The organism is Peribacillus frigoritolerans, from assembly GCF_030676415.1.
In the GTDB taxonomy this organism is placed as follows: Bacteria; Bacillota; Bacilli; order Bacillales; family DSM-1321; genus Peribacillus; species Peribacillus frigoritolerans_A.
The window spans coordinates 64,332-87,641 of record NZ_JAUUTW010000024.1 but is presented as its reverse complement, the minus strand read 5'-3'; the positions used below and the strand labels follow the sequence as shown (position 1 = coordinate 87,641).

Below are 23,310 nucleotides of genomic sequence, written 5' to 3'. Positions count from 1 at the left end.
TGCTTACTTTCGCTGCCATTAATTTAAAGAAGATGGCCAATTGGACATGGCGAGGTCCAAAAATGGCCTAACATAGTGGGCTCGTAGAGCCCCAATCTCTTAACTTTAGGCGAAAATTCAAAGGGAAATTCAAAAGGGGTTCAGAATTTTTTAATTCCGAACCCCTTTTGTCTACAAACTGAAAGAGACTTCATTAAGTCTCTTAGTTTTTTAATATTAAGGTTCATTTTCTTCTATTATATTATATACGTTTCGCACCAATATACTTTGGCTTCCAATAACTATTATTGGTTTTAGCGTATGACACTCCTGCCGAATAACTGTCTGCCGAGACCCCCACAGCCGCTTGCTTTGATGTGGCTTGGCAGACAGTCGGCGGAAAGGGAGCGGATTTCTGAAATCAGATGGACTTTTTTAAAAGAAAAAATTGAGGTAAACTGGGTTCTTCTCTAAATGTCTACAGCCTGAAAAGCGGTAAGAAAACCACTGTCAAAATTCTTTTGAGAAAAATGGAAGAAATAACTTTACCCCACGTTTATTAAAAGGTAAACATTTCATATCTGCAATTAAATGACTTATGTAACCTAATAAACAAGTAGCGAAAACTCCGTCAATCCCCATAAAGGCTTCGAATTGAAAGGCAATGATACCAAAGAAAGCGATACCTGCAATCGAATGGGTATAACTTCTATGTGGTGTAAAGGATGCTAGGATAATATAAACGCCTAACAGCCACAGCCAGCTTTCCTGCATAGATAAACCGCCGCCTAAAACCGCTAATCCAGTCAAAGTCAGCATATGCCTTTGTGTAATGAATGATGAAATAATGATGATTCCGATTCCTGCCCCTACACCGATCCACTTTTCCGTATCAGAGCCTTCCAAAAGACTATAAATGATCATTAAAATTCCAATCGTTTGTGCTATCGTTCGGATAAACTTATGTGAAAAAGTAATCCTATTACTTAACTTCCCATCAATATCCATATCGGGCATAAGGCCTGAAACGCCGCCAATGCCAACCAAGAATAAAGTGGTGGTTGGATCTGTTTGAAGTGTGTTTGCCGTCAGGAATCCTACTGATGCCCCTAATGCCATATGTGCTGTACCGTTCACTGTCTCTCTCCTGTCCCTCTAAGAAGTAATTTACTCTCCAGAAACGAATGTTTGTTCGAATCTCTCATTCTAACTATACAACATTTTGGTGGAAATTTCTTTATTTCTTATAAAAAGCCTTAAACCCGCAAAATATTTTTCTGTAAATTGAGGTTTTTCATGAAATTTTATCCATCATATGAATATACTAATCTATAAGGGGAGTGATTCAGATAGCTTTTTTAAATGCCTTCAATAATTTTAAAAAAGGGAAAAAGTCTAAGAAAATAAAGAACATGGATTTTCGGGAACAGCATGTCAATAACTCGTCTGAGCTCATTGGGAATAATGAAATTGTTCAAAATATAATTAACAATCACCTTTCCAAAAAAAATAACCACTTGTAGGGTGGTTTTTTTAATTATTATCGGAAATCGCTTCATTCTTTTCCAACTTCTCGCTCGCTTCGTAAATATAGTTATATTGTAAATAGTAATCGTATATGACGTTTTGCAGGATCTTAATCAATGATTTATCGAATGTATCGAATTCAGTTTGATAACTATTTAAGACAGTGACGAATTTCCCGTCCATGTTTTCGAAATAATGGAGAAGAAAATTCTTGTAATATTCACTATCGCTATTGCTTTTATTCGTAATGCACGGATCGCCGGTTTGAATGGACTTATCAAGCATCGCTTTGATGGATTTAGGCAGCTTTGCTTTTTTGAACTGGTTCAGGGTATAGATATCATAGGTAAATGAAAGTCCTAATTGATCTGAATAAAAATCCACGGCACAGTCCAATGTATAGATTAAGGGTGCTTTAAAGTCCTTGCTGTTGGCAATTTCCTCTGATATCTCCAATTGATATTCCTCGGATGTTAGATACGCTGCGAATTTCATTTTTGAACTGCTCATGCTGAATACTTCATAAACGGCTGCATCTTGTTTTTCAATTTCAATTTCGATATTAAAAAATTTAAAGTGTTTTAAACGGTAAAAAGCAATCGGTGCTAATAGGAAAAGCAATATCCAAACAAGGTAAAGAAATAACGTATTAAAGATGATTTGATAAAATTCAGAAGTTACGATCGGTTCGATGATTAACGATATCAATGTATGTTCAAAGCCCTGAGAAACAGGGGTGACAGGTTCAACTGTTTCCTCTGGCTTTTTCAAAGTTTGGATACCTAAATGAGCCATCGCAACTAGTGTATAAACAAAAATTAATATGGTTCCAATCACATAAAATTTTGGCATGAATCCTATAATCCTGTCGAAAACAGAAACCCGTTTATCTTTCTGCTCCTCTATAGCCAATGTGGTTGCTCCTTTTAAGATTATTCATATCAGGAAAAGTCTACAGGGACTTAGAACTTCCTGGAGACTACCTATTTAATTTATATGTATGCAATTATGTGAAAATACGTAAAATTCGTTTTATCATTGACATATTCCAAAATACTTTCGACGTTTTCATTAAAATTAAAAATATTTCGTCGTTAAAAATGCCCAACCTCCTCATTGAAAATGAAAGGATGAGCAATTGTTTATGTTTAGGAGTTTTATTTAGGACGGCCCTTTTATCGCAAATTCTTCGACCTTCCTTAAAAACAAACCCATGGCTTTTGATGCTTCGAAGTCCAACTTTTTCACGATCGAAAAAGGTCTTATAATGGGTTCATTTTTCAAATGAAAGGTTTTCAATTCATTGGACTTCAATTCTTTTTGTACAGTCAATCGGGATAAAAGGGCAATGCCAAGCCCAGCCATCACCGCTTCTTTCACTCCTTGGATACTGGTGAAAATAAAGGTTTTCTTTATGTTTAACTCCAGACTGCTCTGAAGTTTATCGGAATATGTACGTGTTCCCGATCCTTGCTCCCTTAGTACCCATGTTTGGTTTTGGAGCAAAGTGCCCTCGATGAGATCCATCTGTGAAAGTGGATGATCCGGGGGGACGACAACTATCATCTCGTCATTCATGAATGGTCTGACATCTATATCTTTATAATCCGTTTCACCTTCAATCAAGCCTATATCAAGCTTATTCGAACGTATTCCTTGAATGACTTCATTTGAATTCGAGATGATGATTTGTATGTCCACCATCGGATATTGAGCCGCAAATTCTGCTAATACTTTGGGTAGGTAGTATTCCCCTATCGTGAAGCTTGCACCTATTTTCATCGTTCCGCTAACCACGTTATTAAATTCATTTATTTCTCTTTTTGCTGTCTCATAATGATTAAGCATTTGCTTAGCATGTCTATACAAAATTTTTCCCGGCTCTGTTATTTGAACTTGTTTGGGAGAACGATAAATTAATTTCGTTCCTAACTCATTTTCCAGATTTCTTATGTGAAGACTGACTCCTGGCTGCGACAGGTTCAGAATGTCCCCTGCTCTTGAAAAGTTTTTCTGTTCGATTACGGTTACGAATACTTTTAACGGATCCATGGTTACCTCCCTATTTACCTATGCCTTTCATTTTATCATAAGTAATAGTAATCATTGAAATAGCAAAAATATATTTCACTTATCTTTAATTAAGTTTTAAAGTTAAAGCATCAACATAGATGGAGTGATCACACTGGAACAAACAAACGTTGAAACTAAAAAACTTGGATTTACAAAAGGAATAGCATTGACTTTGCTAATTGCCATTGCAGCAAAATACTTAGCAGAGCTTCCATTCCTTCATATAATGGGACAGTTAGTCATTGCGATACTGATTGGTGTTGTTTGGAAATCGATAATTGGCGTCCCAGCTTACGCCGTTGCAGGCACAAATTATTCAAGTAAAGTCCTTTTGAGAGTGGGCATTATCTTATTGGGAATGCGCTTGAACCTAAAGGATATTATTAATGCCGGTCCGAAAACATTTGCAGTTGGTGCCATTAGTCTGGCATTTGCCTTATTGGTAGTTTATGGATTGACCCGTCTATTTAAAGTTGAGAAAAAGCTAGGCATATTGACAGCTTGCGGAACGGGAATTTGTGGAGCTGCCGCAATCCTGGCAATTTCCTCCCAAATAAAAGCAAAAGAAAAAGATACAGCAATAGCTGTAGCGACGGTTGCTGTTTTAGGTACAACCTTCACTTTCGGATATACGATCCTATATCCATTATTGGAGTTATCCGATCAAGGATATGGTATTTTTTCGGGTGCGACACTCCATGAAATTGCTCACGTCATCGCTGCAGCAGCACCAGGGGGAAATGAGGCAGTCGACTTGGCAGTGGTGATCAAATTGACTAGGGTGGCCCTGCTCATTCCCGTTGCCATTTTAATTGGATTGATCATGAATTGGAAAGAACGATCAACAGTTACCGGAAAGAAATTTTCCTGGAAGTCCATTCAGATACCGTGGTTTATTTTTGGATTTTTATTAATGAGTGCCCTTTACTCTATTGGTGCAGTTCCTGAACCAGTAGCCGATAAACTTGTTATGCTCTCCTATATCCTCATGGCAATGTCCATGGCAGGACTAGGATTGAATATTGACCTTGTAACATTTAGAAAATATGGCGGTAAACCTTTTATAGCTGGACTGATTGGCTCTATATTATTGACTTGTCTTGGGTATGTATTGGTTCAGGTTTTACATTTAAATTAACTTTTCAATTAAAACAAGCATCCCCTTAATCGGCATGCTTGTTTTTTTCTATTGGATGTGGAACATTGGCACCATAAAAAATTTCATCCATTTCCGTTTGAAGCCTTTCTATAATTTCTTGCCTTTCCTCTTTATTCAGCTTTTCTTCTGAATAACCGAATAAGTAATTATTAATATCGAATCTTTTCAGCTTACATTTTGTATGGAATATATTTTCTTGGTATACATTCACATCAATCATGTCATATAAACCTTTTACTTCATCAGGAATATAGTTTTGAATGGAATTAATATCGTGATCAATGAACAATTTCCGACCATCTTTATCTCTCGTAAAGCCTCTTACACGGTAATCAATCGTGATAATGTCGGTATCGAAGGAATGAATGAGATAATTAAGGGCTTTAAGAGGTGATATTTCTCCACAAGTAGAAACATCGATATCGGCCCTGAATGTGCTAATGCCTTCATTTGGATGGTATTCAGGATATGTATGTACGGTAATATGGCTTTTATCCAGTTGCATGACCACATTATCAGGTAAAGGCCCAGGTGATTCCTCATAAGTTCCCGTAGGTACTTCGACGACAGGACCTTCTGAAACAAGAATGGTTACACTGGCGCCTTGGGGAACATAATCCTGTTTCGCCGTATTTAAAACATGTGCCCCTATTAAATCAGAAACGTTGTGCAAGATCTTCGAAAGCCTTTCTGCATTATATTGTTCATCGATATAATCCAGGTAGGCCTCCCTCTCTTCCCTGGTTTTTGTGTAACAAATATCATACATATTAAAGCTTAAAGATTTCGTAAGATTATTAAAGCCATGAAGTTCAATACGCTGCTCTGGTGTAAGTTTCATGATTGATTCCCCTTATATTTTTTTAGGACTACCCTTATAGTTACCCTTTTTCTGAAATAAAAAACTAAGTCTGCCAGTCTAAGCTTCTAACTTCTAATTGATAATTGTCATTTCTGGCCAAGGAAAAGCCATTGCATTAAACATGCAATGGCTCTTTTATTATCTTGATTTATTTTAGGCAGTATGAATTTTTTTCTTTTTTATCGGCGAAAGAATTCGTTCCAGCCATCCGAGTAAAAGATCTGAGAGAATGGCCATCAATGCCGTCGGGATTGCTCCTGCAAGTATGATTGCCGTCCCATTTGAAGCATTCGTTCCCCTGACAATGATATCCCCCAGTCCGCCTGCGCCTACGAATGTACCGACAGCAGTCACTCCAATTGCAACCACAAGCGCTGTACGTAAGCCAGCCATGATGACAGACAGCGATAATGGCAGTTCGACCATTCTCAGTAACTGGAGCTTAGTCATTCCCATTGCCTTGCCAGATTCTAAATAGGCATGCTCTATACTTGTAATTCCGACATAAGTGTTCCTCAGGATTGGCAGTAAGGAATATAAAAACAATGATAAGATTACCGTATTTGTTCCTAACCCCATCACTAGCATAAGGAGTGCGAGCATAGCCAATGCTGGTGTGGTTTGTATGACATTCGTTATCGAAAATACCCAATTACTCAATTTCTTATGTTTCGCGATGAAAATGCCTATCGGGATAGCTACAATTGCTGCAAATAAAACTCCATAAACAGACATCAAAAAGTGGCGGTAAAATTCAGTAAGTACATACATCCAATTTTGGGAATAATAAGTTCCCAGCTGTTGCAAGGTTTCCATTAGTTTGCACCTCCCATTTATTCAAAATATTTATGTGCTTTAAGGAATTCCGTTGCTACGACCGATGGCTCCTTCAAGTTCCCATCAACTTCATAGTTCAGTTCCTGCATGGTTTCAGTAGTGATTTCGCCAATTAACCTGTTAAGCTCATCTTCAATTTCAGGATATCGATCCAATAATTCTTCAGTAACGACCGGTGAACAGTCATATGGAGGGAAATATTGTTTATCATCTTCTAAAAGCTTCAAATCATTAACCTTAATCCGTCCATCTGATGAGTATGCAAGGACAATATCCATCTGACCATTTTTAACTGCATCGTATACCAAGCCAATCTGCATCGGATAAGTTTCCCCAAATTCCAATCCATATCTATCGACGAACCCTTTATAACCATCCCCTTTTCTTTTCAGCCAAGCACTATCTACACCTAACCTTAAACTATCTGCATCCTTTTCCAGATCCGATATTTTCTGATACCCTTTTTCCTCTGCCAATTCGTTTGAAATCGTAAATGCATACGTGTTATCGAATCCGTAAGAATCAAAAAATTTGAACCCATATTGTTCTTTGAATTCCCTTTGAACAATTTCCATCGCCTTTACTGGATCCTTTTCGATTTCCTGTCCCAGGACACTCGTTAAATCAGTCCCTGTATATCGAGTTGCGGCTATATCTATATCACCGGTCTCCATCGCTTTTTGCTGAACGAAATTCGAACCTAGATTTTTGATGATTTTCGTATCAAGTTCCGTATTCCTTTCAAGGAGTTGAGCGATCATGTTCGCCAGGATTTCGGATTCGGTCATGCTTTGAGCACCGATCTTTACAGTAGTTTCAGAAGATGACCCTAAACCAGGCAAGGAACAGCCGGTGATCATTAATGAACAAACTAAAAGGGCTATGAAAATTGTACTTCTTATTTTTTTATACATGGTAATCCTCCTCAAGCAACTTCCTTCATACCTTTCAATCCTTTTGGTACGACTTTTCGTTCAATGATCGAGAATACATAATCCACCAGGATAGCCATGATGATTACCGGAACTGCACCTGCGATGATATATTCTGTTTGATATAAATTCAAACCGATAAAAATGTAATCTCCAAGACCCCCGCCTCCAATAAAGGAAGCTAAGGTGGCCCATCCAATTAAATAGACGGAAGCCGTTCGGATACCGGCCATAATGACGGAAAGTGCAAGCGGAAATTCAACCAGACGAATTCTCTCCCAGCTTGTCATCCCGATGCCGCGGCCGGATTCCAGCAGGTTTTCATTTACGCCTTTGATGCCTGTGTATGTATTCCTGAGTATGGGTAAAACAGAATAGAAAAATAACGCAATAATTGCGGGTGTTTTCCCAACTCCGAGGAAAGGAATGAAAAAGGCTAGGACTGCAAGGCTCGGCAGTGTCTGCATAATGTTTGCAATTCCGATTATGATCGAAGCGCTCCTTTTCATCCGGGTCAACAAAATGCCCATTGGTACGGCAACTATTATTCCAAGGAAAACAGCGATCATGGATATATATAAGTGCTCCCCCGCCTTATAAATCAATTCTTGCCAGTTCGTTTGTAAAAAATCGAGCATTGTTTCCATCTCATACACCTCCTAGAACATTTCTGCCAATTGATTTTCTTCTTCTCCCCATATGCTGTCATATACGATGTCGACCAATGTAGCCCTAGTGACAATTCCGACCAAATGTTTATTCTGATCAACTACCGGCACGTATTTGAAACCTCGTTTTAAAATCTTTTGAACGGAATCGCGGATTAAAGTATCCTGTTTCACTGAATAGATTTCAGTATTGATGACTTCACTGATAAATTTAGCTTTTTTTCGATATTCACTGATCGTTTCAACATCTACGAACCCTTTCAAAACATTTTGCTCATCGACCACAAGTAAAGAATCGACCCTTTTCTCGCGCATTATCGTAATAGCATCGGTAAGGGATTTTTCCTCTGTAATGGATATTGGATTTCGACTCATGATTTGTTCAACCAGCTCAACATTGGGTCTTGTTTGAAGCAAACGATCTTTGCCGATGAATTCTTCCACAAACTCATTGGCTGGGTTTCTGAGGATTTCATCCTGAGTTCCCACTTGGACAATTTCTCCAGCCTTTAAGATGACGATCCTGTCGGCTAGCTTAATGGCTTCATCCATATCATGGGTAACAAAAACGATTGTTTTATCAAGTGTGCGCTGCAGATTTTTAAATTCCTCCTGAAGGGCATCGCGGGTGATTGGATCTAGTGCGCCAAAAGGTTCATCCATTAAAATGAGTGGAGGATTGGAAGCAAGTGCTCTGAGAACGCCTATCCTTTGTTGCTGCCCGCCGCTCAATTCGTAGGGATACCTTTCCAGGTATTCGGGTCCCATATCGACAAGCTGAAGCAATTCGAGTGCACGTTCTTTTTTCTTCTGTTCATTCCATTTAAGAAGTTTTGGAACGAGGGTGATATTTTCAAGAATCGTCATGTGAGGGAAAAGTCCGATTTGCTGGATAACGTACCCGATCTGTCTTCTTAGCTCGACTGGATCTTTATCCATAATATTTTCACCATTAATAAGTATCTTGCCTTCAGATGGTTCGATAAGACGGTTAATCATTTTCATTGTCGTTGTCTTACCGCATCCACTCGGACCAATGAAGCAAATGAACTCCCCTTTTTTTATATCCAATGATATATTCTTTACAGCTTTCTTTCCTCCCTTATAGATTTTCGATACATTTTCGATTTTTAACATAACAAGCACCTCCATCATTCGCATACAATTACAAATTTTACAAATATATTAATTTTTCATATGCACAGTCTCTTGTACCCATAAAGTACACTGTATAAACCTTTTTATTTTAAAAACTAGTTCGTTGTAATTATATTGAAAAAATGGGATAAAAAAACTACCCCATTTTATTGAGGCAGTTGATAGATTTATAGTATTAAAGATGAATTAAAACCCGATATTTTTAGCAATCAGGATTTTTACGGTTTCATCTGTCCCTGTAAAGTTTGTTGACAAAGAAATGTCCCGATGACGCCGGGCAACTTTATCGTCACCCATATATCCGTATCCATCATGTAACTGCATGCACTTTTCAGATATTCGCTTAGACATCTCCGTTATCCAATATTTAGCCATCGATACTTCAGTTATGATATGCTCCCCAGTCATATGTTTATCGATCAAACCATCAACAAACGTTCTTCCCAGATGAACATCTGTCGCTATTTCAGCAATGGTAAACTGTGCATTTTTAAATTTACTTATTTTCATATCAAATGCTTTTCGTCCTTTTATAAAATTCATCGTTAAGTGAAGCATGTCTTTCGCTGCCATTAAAGACCTGATCGCACACATTAATCTTTCCTGCTGCAGTTTTTGCATGATATATGAAAGACCCTTCCCTTCCTCACCAAGGAGGTTTCCAACAGGTACTAAAGCATCATCGAAAAAAAGATCGGCTGTGTCTGAACTTCCCTGTCCTGCTTTACCAAGCTTTCTTCCCCGTGAAAACCCTGGCGTATCTTTATCAATGAGCAGCAAACTGATTCCTTCCTGGGAAGGAACAGCATTAAAATCAGTTTTGCATGCCACTATCATGAAGTCAGCTTTAAAGCCATTTGTGACAAATGTTTTGGCTCCATTGACAATATAATATCCATCTCTCTTGATGGCTGTGGTTTGAATATCCGCTAATTCCGAACTCATTCCCGGCTCTGTCAATGCAAAGGCAGAAATCATTTCTCCTGTAATGAACTTTGGTAAATATCTTTGTTTTTGATCTATTGTTCCGAATGAAGCAATATAAGGGGCTACAACATCAGAATGAATTGATATTCCCCCTAAGGCTGATCCAACCATTTCCAATTCCTCTGCCAGCACAACAGAATATCCAAAATCTGCTCCTATTCCACCGAATTCCAAATCAAGCCATGGACATAAAAATCCATTATCTCCAACCTTTTTCCAAAATGAGCAAGGTATTCCCCCCTCTTTTTCCCATTGATCATAAAATGGGACAGCCTTCTTGGCGAGAAATTCACGAATTGATTGTTTAAATAATAAGTGTTCTTCCGTTAGGAAGGAGCGGGAATCATCCTTATTGATCGCCATCGTGCTAACCATGGACTAACCTCCATTCGCTAATGATTTTGTACTTATAATCCACTACCATGATCAAGTTAAATAGGTTAAACGCCTTGATGTAAACGGTTACAATAGCGAATATAAAACAGTTAAAATGTTCCACAATATTCATGTTCAACAAAAGTATTGAATTCCCTTTTATAAATCTATTTTTTACCACTTTAAATTATTTGATTATTACTTAACTGCTTTGGATATGGTTTTATCATATATTCTGTCGAGGTTATTCATGGAATATAATTGGTATTAATTTAACAAAACTTCTTTTATTACCCTTATGCTTTTCTTCATTAATCCGTTTTGGATTCTTTTTTTGTTTTATACCAAAACAGGTTACGGTAAAATTAGTGAATGATTCAGGTACAAGCTTTTTAGCAAGAAATAATCAACGATAACTAAGCAAGGGTTTTCCTCGTAAAAATGTTTTATGGTATGATAATTAGATTGTTTATCTACCCTGTGACACATTTACATTCAACTAAGAAAAGAGGTATTTATGCACGCCACAGAATTAACCAAACGACATTGGCTACTCATCTTCACACTTACTTTATTAACATTTGTTCTCGGGACAAGCGAATTTGTTATCATCGGGATCTTAACCGATATTTCCTCGAGTCTCCATATAACAAATGCAAAAGCAGGTACACTCGTTTCTGCGTTTGCGATTACGTTTGCCATTGCCACACCACTCGTGATGTCGGCAACAAGCCATTTTCCAAAGCGTAAATGGATGTTGTTTTTGATAGCTTCATTCATCATCCTGAATGCTTTGTGCGTGATTTCGACGAGCTACATCATGCTCCTTGCACTTCGGATGATGACGGCGATCGTAACAGGAGTTTTAATTTCTCTTGCCATGATTGTTGCAAGCGAAACCATACCCATCGCAAAACGTGGACTTGCTATATCATTCGTTTTCGGAGGTTTTACTCTTGCAAACGTGATTGGAGTACCAATAGGCACTGTCATCGCTGATTGGTACGACTGGAATGCAACCTTCCTGTTAACGACTTTTCTCGGTGGAATTGCGTTTTTGGCATCTTTCTTCATTTTGCCTACCATGCACAGTACATTTCGCAGTTCAATGCGTGAGCAATTTTCTTTGTTAATACACCCACGAATCTTAATGGCTTTTTTCATTCCATCGCTTGGATTCGGAGCAACGTATGCCGTTTATACGTATCTTGTTCCGATCCTGAAAGGAATGGAAGCACCAAGTAGTTCAATCAGTTTGATCTTGTTTGGCTATGGATTTATTTCCATTTTCAGCAACATACTCGCTGGTAAAATTGCCAGCTACAATGCTATCGGACGCCTCCGGTTTGTTTTTCTCGTGCAAGCAATTGTTCTATTCAGTTTATATTGGACGACAGATAATTTTATCTTTGGATTGGTTAATATTAGCTTGATGTCATTAATGGCCATCCTTTTAACAACTTCTACCCAGCTTTATTTGATAGACCTTGCCGTTATTTATCAACCAAAAGCTACAGGACTAGCTGCTTCACTGATGCCAGTAGCAAGCAATGTCGGTATCGCCTTTGGTTCCGCATTAGGCGGAATTGTTTACCATCAGGGAAATTTGATGAGTGTGACATTGGTAGGTGGGCTGGTTGCTATCTTTGCAAGTCTTCTAACTTTCCTAAGTCATCGCTTAGACCAAAAACAAAAGAAACCAGCATAAGAGAGCAGCTACGAGCGACTGGGTATGCTTCCTATGGTACCTCCAATGGCATAATAAACGAGATTACAGCTAATCCTTCAAATAAAATTGAAGAAAGAAGTATCAAAAACGTTGAGTTGTTCTTGATACTTCTTTATAAAATAGTTATAGGTGCTTACCTTAAAAAATCAAGCGGACAATTGCAAAAGAACTTATCAAGATCATTGTTATTAAAGGAAATATTGATCTAAGAATCGAATTTTTGTTCCTTGAAAATACATTAAAAAACTTCATTTACATACGGTACGGTCCCACCTAGTTAATCAAAAAATCCCATCATTAAGATATAAACCCAATAATTTCATTTTCTTTATTTCTTCAATTTAGCAGCAGGTTATCTTGGCCTTCAAAAATAACCGATCTAAACATTAATCCTCTTTTTGCAGCTTCTTTAACAACCAAAGGAGCTAGAGGGTTATTATACCTTTCATTTGTACTCTTAACTTTTCCTAATTCAATTGCTCCTAATAATCCTAGTCCCCGTACTTCTCCAACAATATTTTGTTCTTGTTACATCCACTTAAATCCCTTCAACATCTCCTCACCCATCAATCTAGCATTTTCAATCAAATTTTCTTCTTCAATAACTTGGATATTTCTTAAAGCGACAGCACATGCAGTTGGATGACCACTGTAAGTATATCCATGAAGAAACGTTTTCGTAGAATGTTCAATTTTCTCGAACGATTTATTGTTTTTATTTTATATGTTCATGAAATTGCCCTGTTTTCTTAAAAAGCATGTACATCTCCAGAGTTCATTTTATTTTTTATTTTCTGTACGTTGCTCAGTTCATTGGCAAATGAAATAAATGACTCCCTATCATGTGCATCGAGTGCTTCGTTTACTTTAAAGCTCAAATGGTTCATTTTTAGGTTCAAATCCAAAATGGAGCAAATGCTACCCTTGGAATACAGTTCCTCAATATCTTCCACTTGCATAAAAAACTGAAACTCGTTGTTGACAACTATTAAAGAGTGCCATCCTAGGCAATCAACGTACTTCCGTTCGTTTGTAATTGCCCAAACATCACCTTGAAGAAACTCAATTATATGTTGATGCTTTTGCCCCGGACAGCAGCAGCTTACTTGATGCTGAAATAGCTCTAATATTATAAAATTTTTATTCATAGGTGTTCCTCCTTCACTCACATTCAGTTTTTTTTTTGAATTCTTCTATAATCTTAGCTTTTTGGCAGTCAGACTGTTTTTGTCAGAGTTACCGCCCATTCTGTTAAGATTGACTTATTTTTTAATTTTTCTTCCTGTTCCAAAACTGTTTATTCAATATTTTCGCCTTTTTAATTTCGAAATTCCTTTTATTGACATGCAATAGGAGTTTATAAGAGGACTAACTGAAATTGATAATCATTTTCAGTTAGTTTTTTATATGATAATAATTATCATTGTCAATCTTTTTTAGCATTTTTTTCTTATTTTTGTTTTAACTGCCTCGGAAAAATAGATGCCTAGCTACCCGCTGCCAAGCACCTTCTTACGAATTATATAAGTTTTTAATATTAATTCTTTTTATCTATATGTTCGTATTAGTAAAATCTTTAAAATGGTTTTTGAGTGGATGTGTCCATCTTGGAAGGAAGGAAAACAGGTAAAAAAATAATGATAAATTCAAGTAGACTATTGTAGATCTTTACTCGGATAATTCGGTAAAAGATTAAGCGGCAAATATGGCGGATCTGAAGTTACCATTTATAAATAGGCTAAATAATTACTTTTATCGATTGCGGGGAAGAGTTCTTATGCCCATTTCCCCGATTAGCTAGGACAGAACTCAATAACACTCTCTGGTAGTCTACTTTCTCCAGCTGTACATACGGCCTCTGAAGTAGGACATTCCTTTAACAACAATAAAGAAACCATCGAATATAGATTCCCAAAAACCTTTACAAAATCAGAAGGACTAAAAGCTGTATTCCTCTAATTTTATGAGTTTCAAAATCCTCTTTATAAAAATACAGCACACACAACTGATACCCATCGATAGCGTCTGTTTTTACCTTCCATAAAAAGGGGCTTCTTTGCCTGATAAAAAATAATCTGATATAGAAAGATATTTAGAATCCCTTGTTCCTCCAGGAACTGAATAGTGGGAAAATGCCCTGTAGATTCTAAAATGACCATAGGTTTCTACCCTGTCACCTCTTCAATCTCTTTTAGATAATCTAAAAAATGATCTAATTCCTCTTTAATATGCTTCATTGAAAAGCACTTCCCATACGGTTTAGATTGATCTAAAGAAGCCTGAACTTGGCTCTCTCCTTTTGCCATATCCAGACCAGCAATTGGATTCATTGTTTTTTCCTCTTCTACTTACTAACCAGTACCCTTAGTCCTCCATGCAGTGTCACAGCTTCGCTTGTTATACAAGATCTACACCCCAACCAGCCTCAAACATGTTGCTACAAGTAGGGGGAGGACAGTTTACTTCACGGTATCTTCTATTTGAGAGATTACAGCTTCAAAGAATTGACAAAAAAGAAGACTACTATTGAGGTTATTGACCAAATGAAAAATACTAATCCTGTTCGTTTACTTGCAGTTGGAGATGCCCCACGCACCCGTACGTCCTACCCTGGCTACTGATATAATAGATTCTATTAAAAAAAGGTCGACCAGTAAAAATACTGGTCGACCTTATAATACGAAAGCACCCGTTAGTTCCATGGCTACTTACAATATTTGATATTACTTCTTAAGATACTGGGTCCCAACTTTTCAGTTTTTGAATTAGAAAGACGCACCTGCACTTCTACATTTTCCATTTCCGCTGTAATTTCATCAAATCTTCCAGCCCAAGTTGGACTATCTTTTTCTGGAGAAGGATAAAGTCTGAAACGCCAACTAATTTCGTCTGGTATAAAAACAAAACCTTCATAGCTATCGTAATTCCCATAAGAAGCTGGTTCTGGAAGGTGTACCCCCAGAATACTTACATTAGTTCGTGCAAAACTTGGTGGGCGTAACTGCACTTCATAAACCAATGCTGTTCCCTTTGAATTTGTAAGCATTTTATCAATTGGTTCCAATACCATACTACAAGGCATAGTTGTTGCATTTGTTTGTAACGGAGAAATAACAAAAGTTAAGATAATGAATATGCCCAAAACAAATTGTTTCATCTAACACCTCTTACGCTTATTTTACCCTCATTATGATCTAAATATAGATAGTCCTTCTTCAAGTAACCTGCCTCTCTAGTTGTATAAGAAAAGGAGCTGCTGAGCTGCTCCTGGTAATGAAGTAAAGCACCTATAGTTTAAGTACAATTCTTCACATCTTTTTAGTAGCATTAACAAAAATATCCATTAAAAAACTCACCTCTAAGAACTAGAGGTGAGGTGATATGAATTCAATCAAACTTTACATAATCCCCTTCTTTGATTTTATTCTTTTCAAACCATCCAAGATTCACTTCAATTGCATAATGATAAGAAAGTCCTGGATCATAGGTAGGGCATATATCCTCTTTACAAGGCTTCATATCAAGTATTTTTAGAATTTCCCCATCTGAATCAAGAAAAGCAATAGATAAAGGAATTAATGTGTTTTTCATCCAAAAGCCACCATATATTTCTTCTGAAAACACAAATAACATCCCCTCATTTTCGGGTAATTTCTCAACAAACATTAAACCCTTGTCTCTTTTTCTTTGAGTATCTGCAACTTGAACGGTTAATCTAGTTTGCTTGTTTCCACTGAGTATTTTTATCATTCTTGTTTTTATTCTATTTTTCATGTTCACTCACCTTCGAGGATTATTATAAGCAGGAAAGAAATTTGATGTCTTTTTAAAAGAAGTTCATGAGATTGAAATTTTCTTTTTTCGAAAAAACGTCTATTCCCTAATAATGAAAAGGAAGAAAGTTGGTGATAAAACGAATACAAGATGAAAAAAATAACTAAGCAAGCTCCACTTTCATTCTAATACTTATTCTGCCGTATTAAATTTAATACAATAATCACAGCAACAATATATAAAAGTACAGGTGTGTTTTGGAAGCATATCATGAACTTAATTGAAGCTGAAGAAAAGAAATTTTTAGTTGTTAATGCACAACATTGAAAGCTGTCCCAGGTCCAAAAAATAGATGTCAAAGATGCTGGGTGGATTGCTCAACTTCTTCGTCATGGTTTGTAGAAGGCAAGCTTTATCCCTGATCGAAATCAGCGAGAATTGCGTGAGCTTGTTCGATATCGCAAAGTATAATTGAAGAACGAGCTAGACAGCATTATCAAAAATTCAAAAGGTGCTTGAAGGTGCAAATATCAAATTAGGCTCTGTCGTACCTGATATTATGGGCGTTTCATCAAAGGACATGCTTCATGCGACCACAGCACCCGTTACACCACCTTTCCTAATTACTCCTATACAACAAAGTCCTCTTTTCCACTGATGAAGGGTTCACTTTATACCCAGCCGGTTTTTATTTCAACCATATAGGATGCTAAACGATATCCATTTGATGGGCCTATGAGGTTTGAACAATGGTTTCATAGGAATAAAACATTACTTTTAATAGTTTCCCCCTTCTTCTTCCGGCCTGTAATGAATTGAGCAAAACCTGCTGTCCAAGTAGACCTGGAAGGACTGAGCTAACGGTTACTCCAGTTCCTTTAGTAATTTCGGCAAGTCCCCGGGAAAATGTTATTGAAGATGAATTAGAGCCACCGTAAGGAACCAGTTCGGGGTATCCACGCTATATAAAATATATCTTTATAACATTACTATGCCATAGTTAAATATGAGTATTTCTTTTGATTGAATGTTCGATTATACGTATTATGTAAAATGTTCTAGTTTTACTTTTTAAGACTTCATCTTTTAAGGTTCTTTTCTTATTTGACATTTCTCATTTAGGATGGTCTCGACATGTGCGCCAATAAGGACCCTTTTAAAAAACCTCCCTATTTAGCACCTTTCATAAGGCCCATCCTAGGGCCTGTACAACTGTACTACGTAACGTCATACGGTATCAGCAAGGCTACTATCATAGGGGGGTGGAGAATTGGATTGGATAGTATATTATATGCTCAATATTCCAATTAGTGTCGATTAGTAATAAATATCCAGCATTAGCCCCCGCTACTTAACACACACACCCTCATACCCAACTCATGTTTGAATAAGTACCCTGTTCAGCCTCGAAAGGCTTAAGACGACCTACCGTAAATCTTGATTACTAAGAAGGGTATTTATGACTCCGAAAAGCTTGGTGCTAGATTTAGAAAGCAGTACTAATCTATCGATAGACAAAAAAGGGTCCGCATTTCTTTACATAATGAATGCTGACCCTAGTTTTTTACGAATATCCTCTGAATGAGAGTCCTTCTTTAAAGCATTTTATTGATACTTCTCATAAAGTCTTTCATCACGGTGGATAATTTCCCTTTAGCTTCCTTCATCGAGCTTCCTTGAACACCGAAATAAAATTTAATTTTAGGTTCTGTTCCTGAAGGTCGTACACATACCCATGTGCCATCGTCAAGAAAGTATTTCAATACGTTCGATTTTGGGAGCTTGATGTCCTCTTCCCTATTTGCCCCAAACATGTATTTTTTCCTGCTGAGATAATCCTCTTGAACCACTACTTGATGACCAGAGATTTGATCTGGTGGATTTTCCCGGAATTCATTGAGAATCGCTTGAATTTGTCTGGCACCTTCAATTCCTTTTAAAGTCAACGATCGTAAACCTTCCAAGTAATATCCATATTTATCGAAAACATCCAGTAAACCTTCGTACATCGTCTTGCCTTGCTTTTTGTAATAGGCACAGACTTCCACTGCCAGAATAGTAGCCTGTATGGCATCCTTATCTCGAGCAAAATCTTTGATTAGATATCCATAACTTTCTTCATAGCCAAACAGGAAAGAATGTTCTCCACTTTTGTGGTATTCATTTATTTTTTCAGCAATGAATTTAAATCCAGTTAAAACATCTACGGTTTTTAAACCATTTTGCTCAGAAATCGCCCGTCCTATTTCTGAAGTCACGATGGTCTTCAATACGACTCCATTTTCAGGAAGGGTCCCTTTCTTTTGTTTTTGTGAAATTAAATAATCCAAAAAGAGAGCGCCTGTTTGGTTACCAGTTAATACGACATAATCTCCAGCATTATTCTTCACGCTAATTCCAAGTCTATCCGCATCCGGATCGGTGGCAATCAATAAATCAGCGTCAACACGGTTTCCAAGCGCGATGGCCAATTCAAAAGCAGCATGTTCCTCTGGATTAGGCGATTTAACAGTAGGAAAGTTAGCATTGGGCATTTCCTGTTCTTTAACAATATGGACATTTCGATATCCTAGATCATGCAAAGCACGTTTTACAGATTTATTGGCTGTACCATGAAGCGGTGTAAACACGAGCTTTACATCGATTTCATCTGCTAACTTTGGATCTTCCGGAATAGTGAGCAAATGCTCATTATAAGCAGTATCCAGCTCTTCTCCAATGATTTGAATGAGCCCTCTGTCCTTTAGGATTTCTTCTTCCTCCACTACAATGGTAAGCTCACTTTCAATCGCGTTCACGTAATTAATGACTTGATCCGCCGCTTCAGGAGGTAGCTGTGCCCCGTCTGATCCGTACACTTTATACCCATTATATTCAGGCGGATTATGGCTTGCTGTAATGACGATACCGGCAAATGCACTCAGCTTACGTACGGAAAAAGAGAGCTGTGGGGTAGGGCGTAATTCATCAAATAAATAAGCTTTAATTCCCTTTGTTGCCAAAGTCTTGGCTGCTTCCAATGCAAATTCTGGAGACTTATGTCTTGAATCGTAAGCAATTACGACTCCTCTGGATTTTGCCTCGTTTCCAAACGATTGAATATACTCAGCAAGTCCTACAGTCGCTTTTCGCACGGTATAAATGTTCATCCTATTCGTACCTGGACCAATTTCCCCTCGCATACCACCTGTCCCGAATTCCAAATTTTTATAAAAGGCGTCTTCAAGTGCTATTTCATCATCCTTCATTTCTTCAAGCATTAAACGGATTTCATTATCTAAATTGGGGTGACTTGTCCAAATAGTATTTAAAGACTTCCAGTCCATGAAAATACAGCTCCTTCCAGCCTGTATGTTTTTGCTTTGTTTGGCATTTCTTTTCTCTTTGATCTTAGTACACATTGTAGGCGATCAATTGAGTATAAATCTAAAAGCCATTGTTCCTAAAACATCCATTATGATATCATTTTATCTTCCTTTAGTGGTTCTTCATCCTACAACGGAGTTGTAAAATCGCCAAATGACCTCCCTCCAAAGTTGTTGGTTACGATTTATTCATATTCCCAACCAATACTTTGGAAAGTACGTCATTTATGCTTCATTATTTCTTTGGAAGAAGAGCGAAAATACGGCTGGTTTCTTAAAAAATTCAATGGCGAAATCTTGAATAATTATAAATTTCTTTTTTGATATCGGGATCCATATCTTTTGGCAGCTGATTTATTGGAAAGAATTGTACAGCACTTCCTTCTTTACCATCAGGTTTCAAGGTTCCTTCGATAATTTCATTTGTTGTATAAAAAGCGTTAACAGAATAGAATTGATCTCCATTTGGTAAGTGAATAAAATAGTTTACGCCTGATAAAACTTTTAGAAATTGTAATCGACCAATCGTTAAACCTGTTTCTTCTTTTACTTCACGCAATGCTGTTTCCTCTAATGATTCACCTAACTCCATAAGTCCCCCTGGTAATCCCCATACTTTTGCATCTGTTCGAAATTGTAATAAAATCTGCCCAAGTGGATTAAATACTAATACTTTTGCCCCTGTTAAAATGACTGGCCTTGTTCCCACAAGCTTGCGTAAATCTTCAATATAGCCCATGCCACTCCCCTTTCTGCTTAAATGATAACTATTGGGTATCCAGCTTGTTTTTTCGTAATGATAAATTTTGTTTTTTAATTTCCCTTACTAGATTTATTTTTTCTTTTTCTTTTTTTTCTTTTTCGTTTCTGTTTCTGTTTCTGTTTCCGTTTCTGTTTCTGTTTCTGTTTCTGTTTCCGTTTCTGTTTTCGTTGTATTTACGAGAGAATATAATCTTTGTTGCTCCATAATTTGTTTATTGACATCAAATTTTTCTTCAATGACTTTCCGTGCTCTTTCCGTATAGTCGTTCCAAATCTCTGGATGTTCTAAAAAGAATTGTATGCCTTTCGCTAATTCAATATCATTTTTTTCTGGAGCTAGATATCCTGTTCTCTGGTGTTCAATTAATTCAGGGATTCCCGCGTGTTGAGTGGAAACGACAGGTAAGCCGCTAGCCATTGCTTCTTTTAAGGCATTAGGGATGCCTTCGATATCACCATTTTTAGCTGTCTGACTTGCAAGACAAAAAATATGAGCTTTTTTTAATTCGTTCGAAACTTGTTTTGAATCCATAGCTCCTCTAAGAATCACTACATCTTTAAGGTAATATTCTGTAATGACCGATTTAATTTTTTTCTCATCTTCACCTGCTCCAATAATATGCAATCTCGCATTTGGATATTGTGTATAAATCCGTTTAAATGCTTTTATAAGAGTATCAAATCCTTTTTTGTCTACAAGTCTGCCTACAGATAAAACTCTTATTTCGCCTTCTTTAGGAAGAGTGGGGGTAGAATAGGGGAAAAGATCTAATTCGATTCCACCATATAACACATGAATTTTTTCATCCGGAATTCCTAAACTTCTTAATCCTTCTGCAAGATATTGGCAAACAGGAAAAAAGTGTGCACCATGTTTAATTAATGATGAATATCGCTTAGCATTTTTTTTGAAAATTTCTGGTCTGTCAGAACCATCACGTCCTCTAATGCTAACAATCAATGGGATATTATATTTTTCACAAACAGGCAAAATTTCTTGTCCATGTTTTCCGTGATGAGCATGAATGGCTATGATATCTTGTTCTTCGAAGAAATTTTCTAGATTTTTAATCTCATTTAAATTATAGTAGTTTTCAAAGGGAAATTCTGTATGGTTGGTATTGTCGAATGGGCCGATTACGATTGAGCGATAGTTACTTACTTTTACGATTTGATTATATATAAAACGTTGATGTGTTTTAATGTTTTCACTTACAAAATAAGCAATGGTTTTCATCCCACCTCAGTCCCTTTTTCAAGAAATTCATATTTGCTCTTCTGGCGTTCTGCTAAAACTGATAGTTCTTGATAATGGCCTGATTTTTTTATTTTTCCTTGTTCTACAATTTGTTTCATTTGCTTGTGAAATTCATGAGGGAACATAGAATCAGCTTTATAAATGTCTTTGTATGGTATGTCTTCAGAACAAACTTTAAAGTAGTTTTCAAGCAGAGGGTTTAATTTGAATAGAGGATCTTTTGTATAATTACGTGTAAGGGACATCATGAGAAAATCTGACAAATTATACTCCTTAAGAACTTCCAATAGAGTTTTCATATTTTTAGGGTTCAAATTAGTTTCTCCTTTTATAAACTTACAAATTTTTAATTAATCTTTTTGCTTGCATGAATTTACCCATTTACCTATCACTTTTTATTTATTTTGGGTTTTTACTCATTAAATTTTTAATTATATTGAACTTGGAGTTAGTGATGAAAGGTCAAATAACAGATGCCATTAATGAAATGCTGAAATTTAGAAAATATTTATGGGAAAACAAATTGATAGAGATAGATCGATATTGGATTTATTTTTTCTAAATAAGAAAAAATAAATGGTGTCAATGACAGCTAAATTTGAAGGTGGATCGTTTAATGGATTTCAACTTTATTGAAACTTCACCAATGCCGTGTTATATTTCCTCAAGGCCTGACGCCATTACCTCATTTTTTGTTATCATTAACAAGTTGAGGTGAATGATATTTTCTAATCTTACTGACTGAAGCAGAGATTCCATCATTATTTTTTATCCACTAATATCCCACTTAGTAAAATTCACTACTTCTTTTTTTATTGTACTTAATGTACCAATTTACAAAATGAGTTAACCCTTCTTCAATTGTTGTTGAAGGATGGAACCCCACATCAGCATGCAAATCGGCAATATCTGCATATGTCTCCTTAACATCTCCCGGTTGCATTGGTAAGAATTCTATTTTTGCCTTTTTGCCAATTAGTTTCTCTAATGTGTTAATGAAATCCATTAATTTTATGGGCTTATTGTTACCGATATTATAAATTTTGTATGGGGCATAGCTTGAACTTGAATCAGGGTTAGCTCTATCCCATCCAATATTATAAACCGGTGGTTTATCAAGTAATCGGATTATTCCTTCAACAATATCATCAATATAAGTGAAGTCTCTTCTCATATCTCCATTATTAAAAACCTTTATTGTATTCTCTTCAATAATATTTTTAGTAAAAGAGTAATAAGCCATATCAGGTCTCCCCCATGGACCATACACCGTAAAGAAACGGAGTCCTGTGGTTGGAATATTATATAAATGACTATAAGTATGAGCCATTAATTCATTAGACTTTTTAGTGGCAGCATATAAACTTACTGGATGATCCACTGGATCTTTGGTTGAGAAGGGGATTTTAGTATTTGCTCCATATACCGAACTAGAGGATGCATAAATTAAGTGCTTTACATTATTTTGTCGACAGACTTCCAAGATATTTACAAACCCGACTAGGTTGGAATTAACATAAGAATCCGGGTTGTCTATGCTATAACGTACTCCAGCCTGAGCTGCTAAGTTGATGACTATATCAATGGTTCTGTCTTTAAATAATTGATTTAATTTTTCTTTATTTGACAAATCCATTTTATGGAATTCAAAATCAGGGTTTTCTTCTAATATCTTGAGTCGATTGTTTTTTAAAAAAACATCATAATACTCATTAATATTGTCTACTCCTATAACATTGATATCTAGGGCTAACAAACGTTTTGTTAAATGGAAACCAATGAATCCTGCAGCCCCTGTTACTAAAATGTTCATAGCATTAATTCCAATCCTTTCTTTTACAATTGGATTTTGACACCTTTTCGGA

The 23,310-nt window shown here is 36.6% G+C and carries 21 protein-coding genes and 1 pseudogene; 3 read left to right on the top strand and 19 right to left on the bottom strand.

The features are described 5' to 3' along the window. Nucleotides 1–489: 489 nt before the first annotated feature. The 3 genes from Q8G36_RS20315 to Q8G36_RS20305 all read right to left on the bottom strand — a co-directional run bounded on the left by Q8G36_RS20315 (nt 490) and on the right by Q8G36_RS20305 (nt 3,558). The gene (locus Q8G36_RS20315; RefSeq protein WP_305161630.1) at nt 490–1,116 is read right to left on the bottom strand and encodes a metal-dependent hydrolase; all 627 of its coding nucleotides are present in this window, start codon (nt 1,114–1,116) and stop codon (nt 490–492) included. A 396-nt stretch (nt 1,117–1,512) separates the two neighbouring features. Beyond that, nucleotides 1,513–2,418 (bottom strand): hypothetical protein, encoded by a 906-nt coding sequence (locus Q8G36_RS20310; protein ID WP_305161629.1) that lies wholly within the window; start codon nt 2,416–2,418, stop codon nt 1,513–1,515. Between the two features lie 249 nt (nt 2,419–2,667). Continuing rightward, nucleotides 2,668–3,558 (bottom strand): selenium metabolism-associated LysR family transcriptional regulator, encoded by an 891-nt coding sequence (locus Q8G36_RS20305; RefSeq protein ID WP_305161628.1) that lies wholly within the window; start codon nt 3,556–3,558, stop codon nt 2,668–2,670. 133 nt (nt 3,559–3,691) lie between these two features. Between Q8G36_RS20305 and Q8G36_RS20300 the strand changes: the two genes are divergently transcribed. Then, on the top strand, nt 3,692–4,717 hold the full coding sequence (locus Q8G36_RS20300) for a YeiH family protein (RefSeq protein WP_305161637.1): 1,026 nt from the start codon (nt 3,692–3,694) through the stop codon (nt 4,715–4,717). A 25-nt stretch (nt 4,718–4,742) separates the two neighbouring features. On the opposite strand, the gene speD is transcribed toward Q8G36_RS20300, so the two are convergent. From speD to Q8G36_RS20270, 6 genes are all read right to left on the bottom strand, one after another. After that, nucleotides 4,743–5,579: an adenosylmethionine decarboxylase gene (speD, locus tag Q8G36_RS20295; protein WP_305161627.1), complete on the bottom strand. Its 837-nt coding sequence runs from the start codon at nt 5,577–5,579 to the stop codon at nt 4,743–4,745. A gap of 174 nt (nt 5,580–5,753) precedes the next feature. Further along, nucleotides 5,754–6,416, bottom strand: coding sequence for an ABC transporter permease (locus tag Q8G36_RS20290; protein WP_305161626.1), 663 nt, complete (start codon nt 6,414–6,416; stop codon nt 5,754–5,756). Between the two features lie 17 nt (nt 6,417–6,433). Next, on the bottom strand, nt 6,434–7,351 hold the full coding sequence (locus Q8G36_RS20285) for an osmoprotectant ABC transporter substrate-binding protein (protein WP_305161625.1): 918 nt from the start codon (nt 7,349–7,351) through the stop codon (nt 6,434–6,436). Between the two features lie 11 nt (nt 7,352–7,362). After that, nucleotides 7,363–8,016 (bottom strand): ABC transporter permease, encoded by a 654-nt coding sequence (locus Q8G36_RS20280; RefSeq protein ID WP_305161624.1) that lies wholly within the window; start codon nt 8,014–8,016, stop codon nt 7,363–7,365. Nucleotides 8,017–8,028: 12 nt separating this feature from the next. Then, on the bottom strand, nt 8,029–9,174 hold the full coding sequence (locus tag Q8G36_RS20275) for a betaine/proline/choline family ABC transporter ATP-binding protein (protein WP_305161623.1): 1,146 nt from the start codon (nt 9,172–9,174) through the stop codon (nt 8,029–8,031). A 207-nt stretch (nt 9,175–9,381) separates the two neighbouring features. Next, nucleotides 9,382–10,557 (bottom strand): acyl-CoA dehydrogenase family protein, encoded by a 1,176-nt coding sequence (locus tag Q8G36_RS20270; RefSeq protein WP_305161622.1) that lies wholly within the window; start codon nt 10,555–10,557, stop codon nt 9,382–9,384. 517 nt (nt 10,558–11,074) lie between these two features. Here Q8G36_RS20270 and Q8G36_RS20265 point away from each other — a divergent pair. Continuing rightward, on the top strand, nt 11,075–12,265 hold the full coding sequence (locus Q8G36_RS20265) for an MFS transporter (protein ID WP_305161621.1): 1,191 nt from the start codon (nt 11,075–11,077) through the stop codon (nt 12,263–12,265). A 549-nt stretch (nt 12,266–12,814) separates the two neighbouring features. Here Q8G36_RS20265 and Q8G36_RS20260 read toward each other — a convergent pair. From Q8G36_RS20260 to Q8G36_RS20240, 5 genes are all read right to left on the bottom strand, one after another. Then, nucleotides 12,815–12,979 carry an aminotransferase class III-fold pyridoxal phosphate-dependent enzyme gene (locus tag Q8G36_RS20260; protein WP_305161636.1) on the bottom strand — a complete coding sequence of 55 codons (165 nt, stop codon included), beginning with the start codon at nt 12,977–12,979 and terminating at the stop codon, nt 12,815–12,817. 56 nt (nt 12,980–13,035) lie between these two features. Next, entirely contained in the window at nt 13,036–13,434 is a 399-nt protein-coding gene (locus tag Q8G36_RS20255; RefSeq protein WP_305161620.1) for a hypothetical protein, read from the bottom strand. A gap of 1,017 nt (nt 13,435–14,451) precedes the next feature. Then, nucleotides 14,452–14,616, bottom strand: coding sequence for a hypothetical protein (locus Q8G36_RS20250; RefSeq protein WP_305161619.1), 165 nt, complete (start codon nt 14,614–14,616; stop codon nt 14,452–14,454). Nucleotides 14,617–14,990: 374 nt separating this feature from the next. Further along, nucleotides 14,991–15,443 (bottom strand): hypothetical protein, encoded by a 453-nt coding sequence (locus Q8G36_RS20245; RefSeq protein WP_305161618.1) that lies wholly within the window; start codon nt 15,441–15,443, stop codon nt 14,991–14,993. Nucleotides 15,444–15,673: 230 nt separating this feature from the next. Beyond that, complete coding sequence (locus Q8G36_RS20240; protein ID WP_305161617.1) at nt 15,674–16,060, bottom strand: DUF192 domain-containing protein; 387 nt, start codon at nt 16,058–16,060, stop codon at nt 15,674–15,676. A gap of 240 nt (nt 16,061–16,300) precedes the next feature. Here Q8G36_RS20240 and Q8G36_RS20235 point away from each other — a divergent pair. Further along, nucleotides 16,301–16,652 (top strand): annotated as a pseudogene (locus Q8G36_RS20235) (IS110 family transposase); the annotation flags it as partial. A gap of 1,003 nt (nt 16,653–17,655) precedes the next feature. Here the strand turns inward: Q8G36_RS20235 and Q8G36_RS20230 are convergent. The 5 genes from Q8G36_RS20230 to Q8G36_RS20210 all read right to left on the bottom strand — a co-directional run bounded on the left by Q8G36_RS20230 (nt 17,656) and on the right by Q8G36_RS20210 (nt 23,258). Next, a complete protein-coding gene (locus Q8G36_RS20230) occupies nt 17,656–19,386 on the bottom strand; it encodes a phospho-sugar mutase (RefSeq protein WP_305161616.1) in 1,731 nt (576 codons plus the stop codon). Between the two features lie 322 nt (nt 19,387–19,708). Then, nucleotides 19,709–20,164 (bottom strand): NUDIX hydrolase, encoded by a 456-nt coding sequence (locus Q8G36_RS20225; protein WP_305161615.1) that lies wholly within the window; start codon nt 20,162–20,164, stop codon nt 19,709–19,711. A gap of 93 nt (nt 20,165–20,257) precedes the next feature. Then, nucleotides 20,258–21,424, bottom strand: a complete 1,167-nt coding sequence (locus Q8G36_RS20220; RefSeq protein ID WP_305161614.1) for a glycosyltransferase — start codon at nt 21,422–21,424, stop codon at nt 20,258–20,260. Next, complete coding sequence (locus Q8G36_RS20215; RefSeq protein ID WP_305161613.1) at nt 21,421–21,759, bottom strand: hypothetical protein; 339 nt, start codon at nt 21,757–21,759, stop codon at nt 21,421–21,423. Before Q8G36_RS20215 ends, Q8G36_RS20220 begins: the two co-directional genes overlap by 4 nt. Nucleotides 21,760–22,232: 473 nt before the next feature. After that, on the bottom strand, nt 22,233–23,258 hold the full coding sequence (locus Q8G36_RS20210) for an NAD-dependent epimerase (RefSeq protein WP_305161612.1): 1,026 nt from the start codon (nt 23,256–23,258) through the stop codon (nt 22,233–22,235). Between the last annotated feature and the right edge of the window lie 52 nt (nt 23,259–23,310).

Excerpts from the sequence above, each read along its gene's own strand:
- Q8G36_RS20280 (WP_305161624.1), bottom strand. The coding sequence starts at position 8,016 with ATGGAAACAATGCTCGATTTTTTACAAACGAACTGGCAAGAATTGATT.
- Q8G36_RS20305 (WP_305161628.1), bottom strand. The coding sequence starts at position 3,558 with ATGGATCCGTTAAAAGTATTCGTAACCGTAATCGAACAGAAAAACTTT.
- Q8G36_RS20255 (WP_305161620.1), bottom strand. The coding sequence starts at position 13,434 with ATGAATAAAAATTTTATAATATTAGAGCTATTTCAGCATCAAGTAAGC.
- Q8G36_RS20265 (WP_305161621.1), top strand. The coding sequence starts at position 11,075 with ATGCACGCCACAGAATTAACCAAACGACATTGGCTACTCATCTTCACA.
- Q8G36_RS20290 (WP_305161626.1), bottom strand. The coding sequence starts at position 6,416 with ATGGAAACCTTGCAACAGCTGGGAACTTATTATTCCCAAAATTGGATG.
- Q8G36_RS20285 (WP_305161625.1), bottom strand. The coding sequence starts at position 7,351 with ATGTATAAAAAAATAAGAAGTACAATTTTCATAGCCCTTTTAGTTTGT.
- Q8G36_RS20275 (WP_305161623.1), bottom strand. The coding sequence starts at position 9,174 with ATGTTAAAAATCGAAAATGTATCGAAAATCTATAAGGGAGGAAAGAAA.
- Q8G36_RS20220 (WP_305161614.1), bottom strand. The coding sequence starts at position 21,424 with ATGAAAACCATTGCTTATTTTGTAAGTGAAAACATTAAAACACATCAA.
- speD (WP_305161627.1), bottom strand. The coding sequence starts at position 5,579 with ATGAAACTTACACCAGAGCAGCGTATTGAACTTCATGGCTTTAATAAT.
- Q8G36_RS20245 (WP_305161618.1), bottom strand. The coding sequence starts at position 15,443 with ATGAAACAATTTGTTTTGGGCATATTCATTATCTTAACTTTTGTTATT.
- Q8G36_RS20240 (WP_305161617.1), bottom strand. The coding sequence starts at position 16,060 with ATGAAAAATAGAATAAAAACAAGAATGATAAAAATACTCAGTGGAAAC.
- Q8G36_RS20225 (WP_305161615.1), bottom strand. The coding sequence starts at position 20,164 with ATGGGCTATATTGAAGATTTACGCAAGCTTGTGGGAACAAGGCCAGTC.
- Q8G36_RS20270 (WP_305161622.1), bottom strand. The coding sequence starts at position 10,557 with ATGGTTAGCACGATGGCGATCAATAAGGATGATTCCCGCTCCTTCCTA.
- Q8G36_RS20210 (WP_305161612.1), bottom strand. The coding sequence starts at position 23,258 with ATGAACATTTTAGTAACAGGGGCTGCAGGATTCATTGGTTTCCATTTA.
- Q8G36_RS20230 (WP_305161616.1), bottom strand. The coding sequence starts at position 19,386 with ATGGACTGGAAGTCTTTAAATACTATTTGGACAAGTCACCCCAATTTA.
- Q8G36_RS20250 (WP_305161619.1), bottom strand. The coding sequence starts at position 14,616 with ATGAATCCAATTGCTGGTCTGGATATGGCAAAAGGAGAGAGCCAAGTT.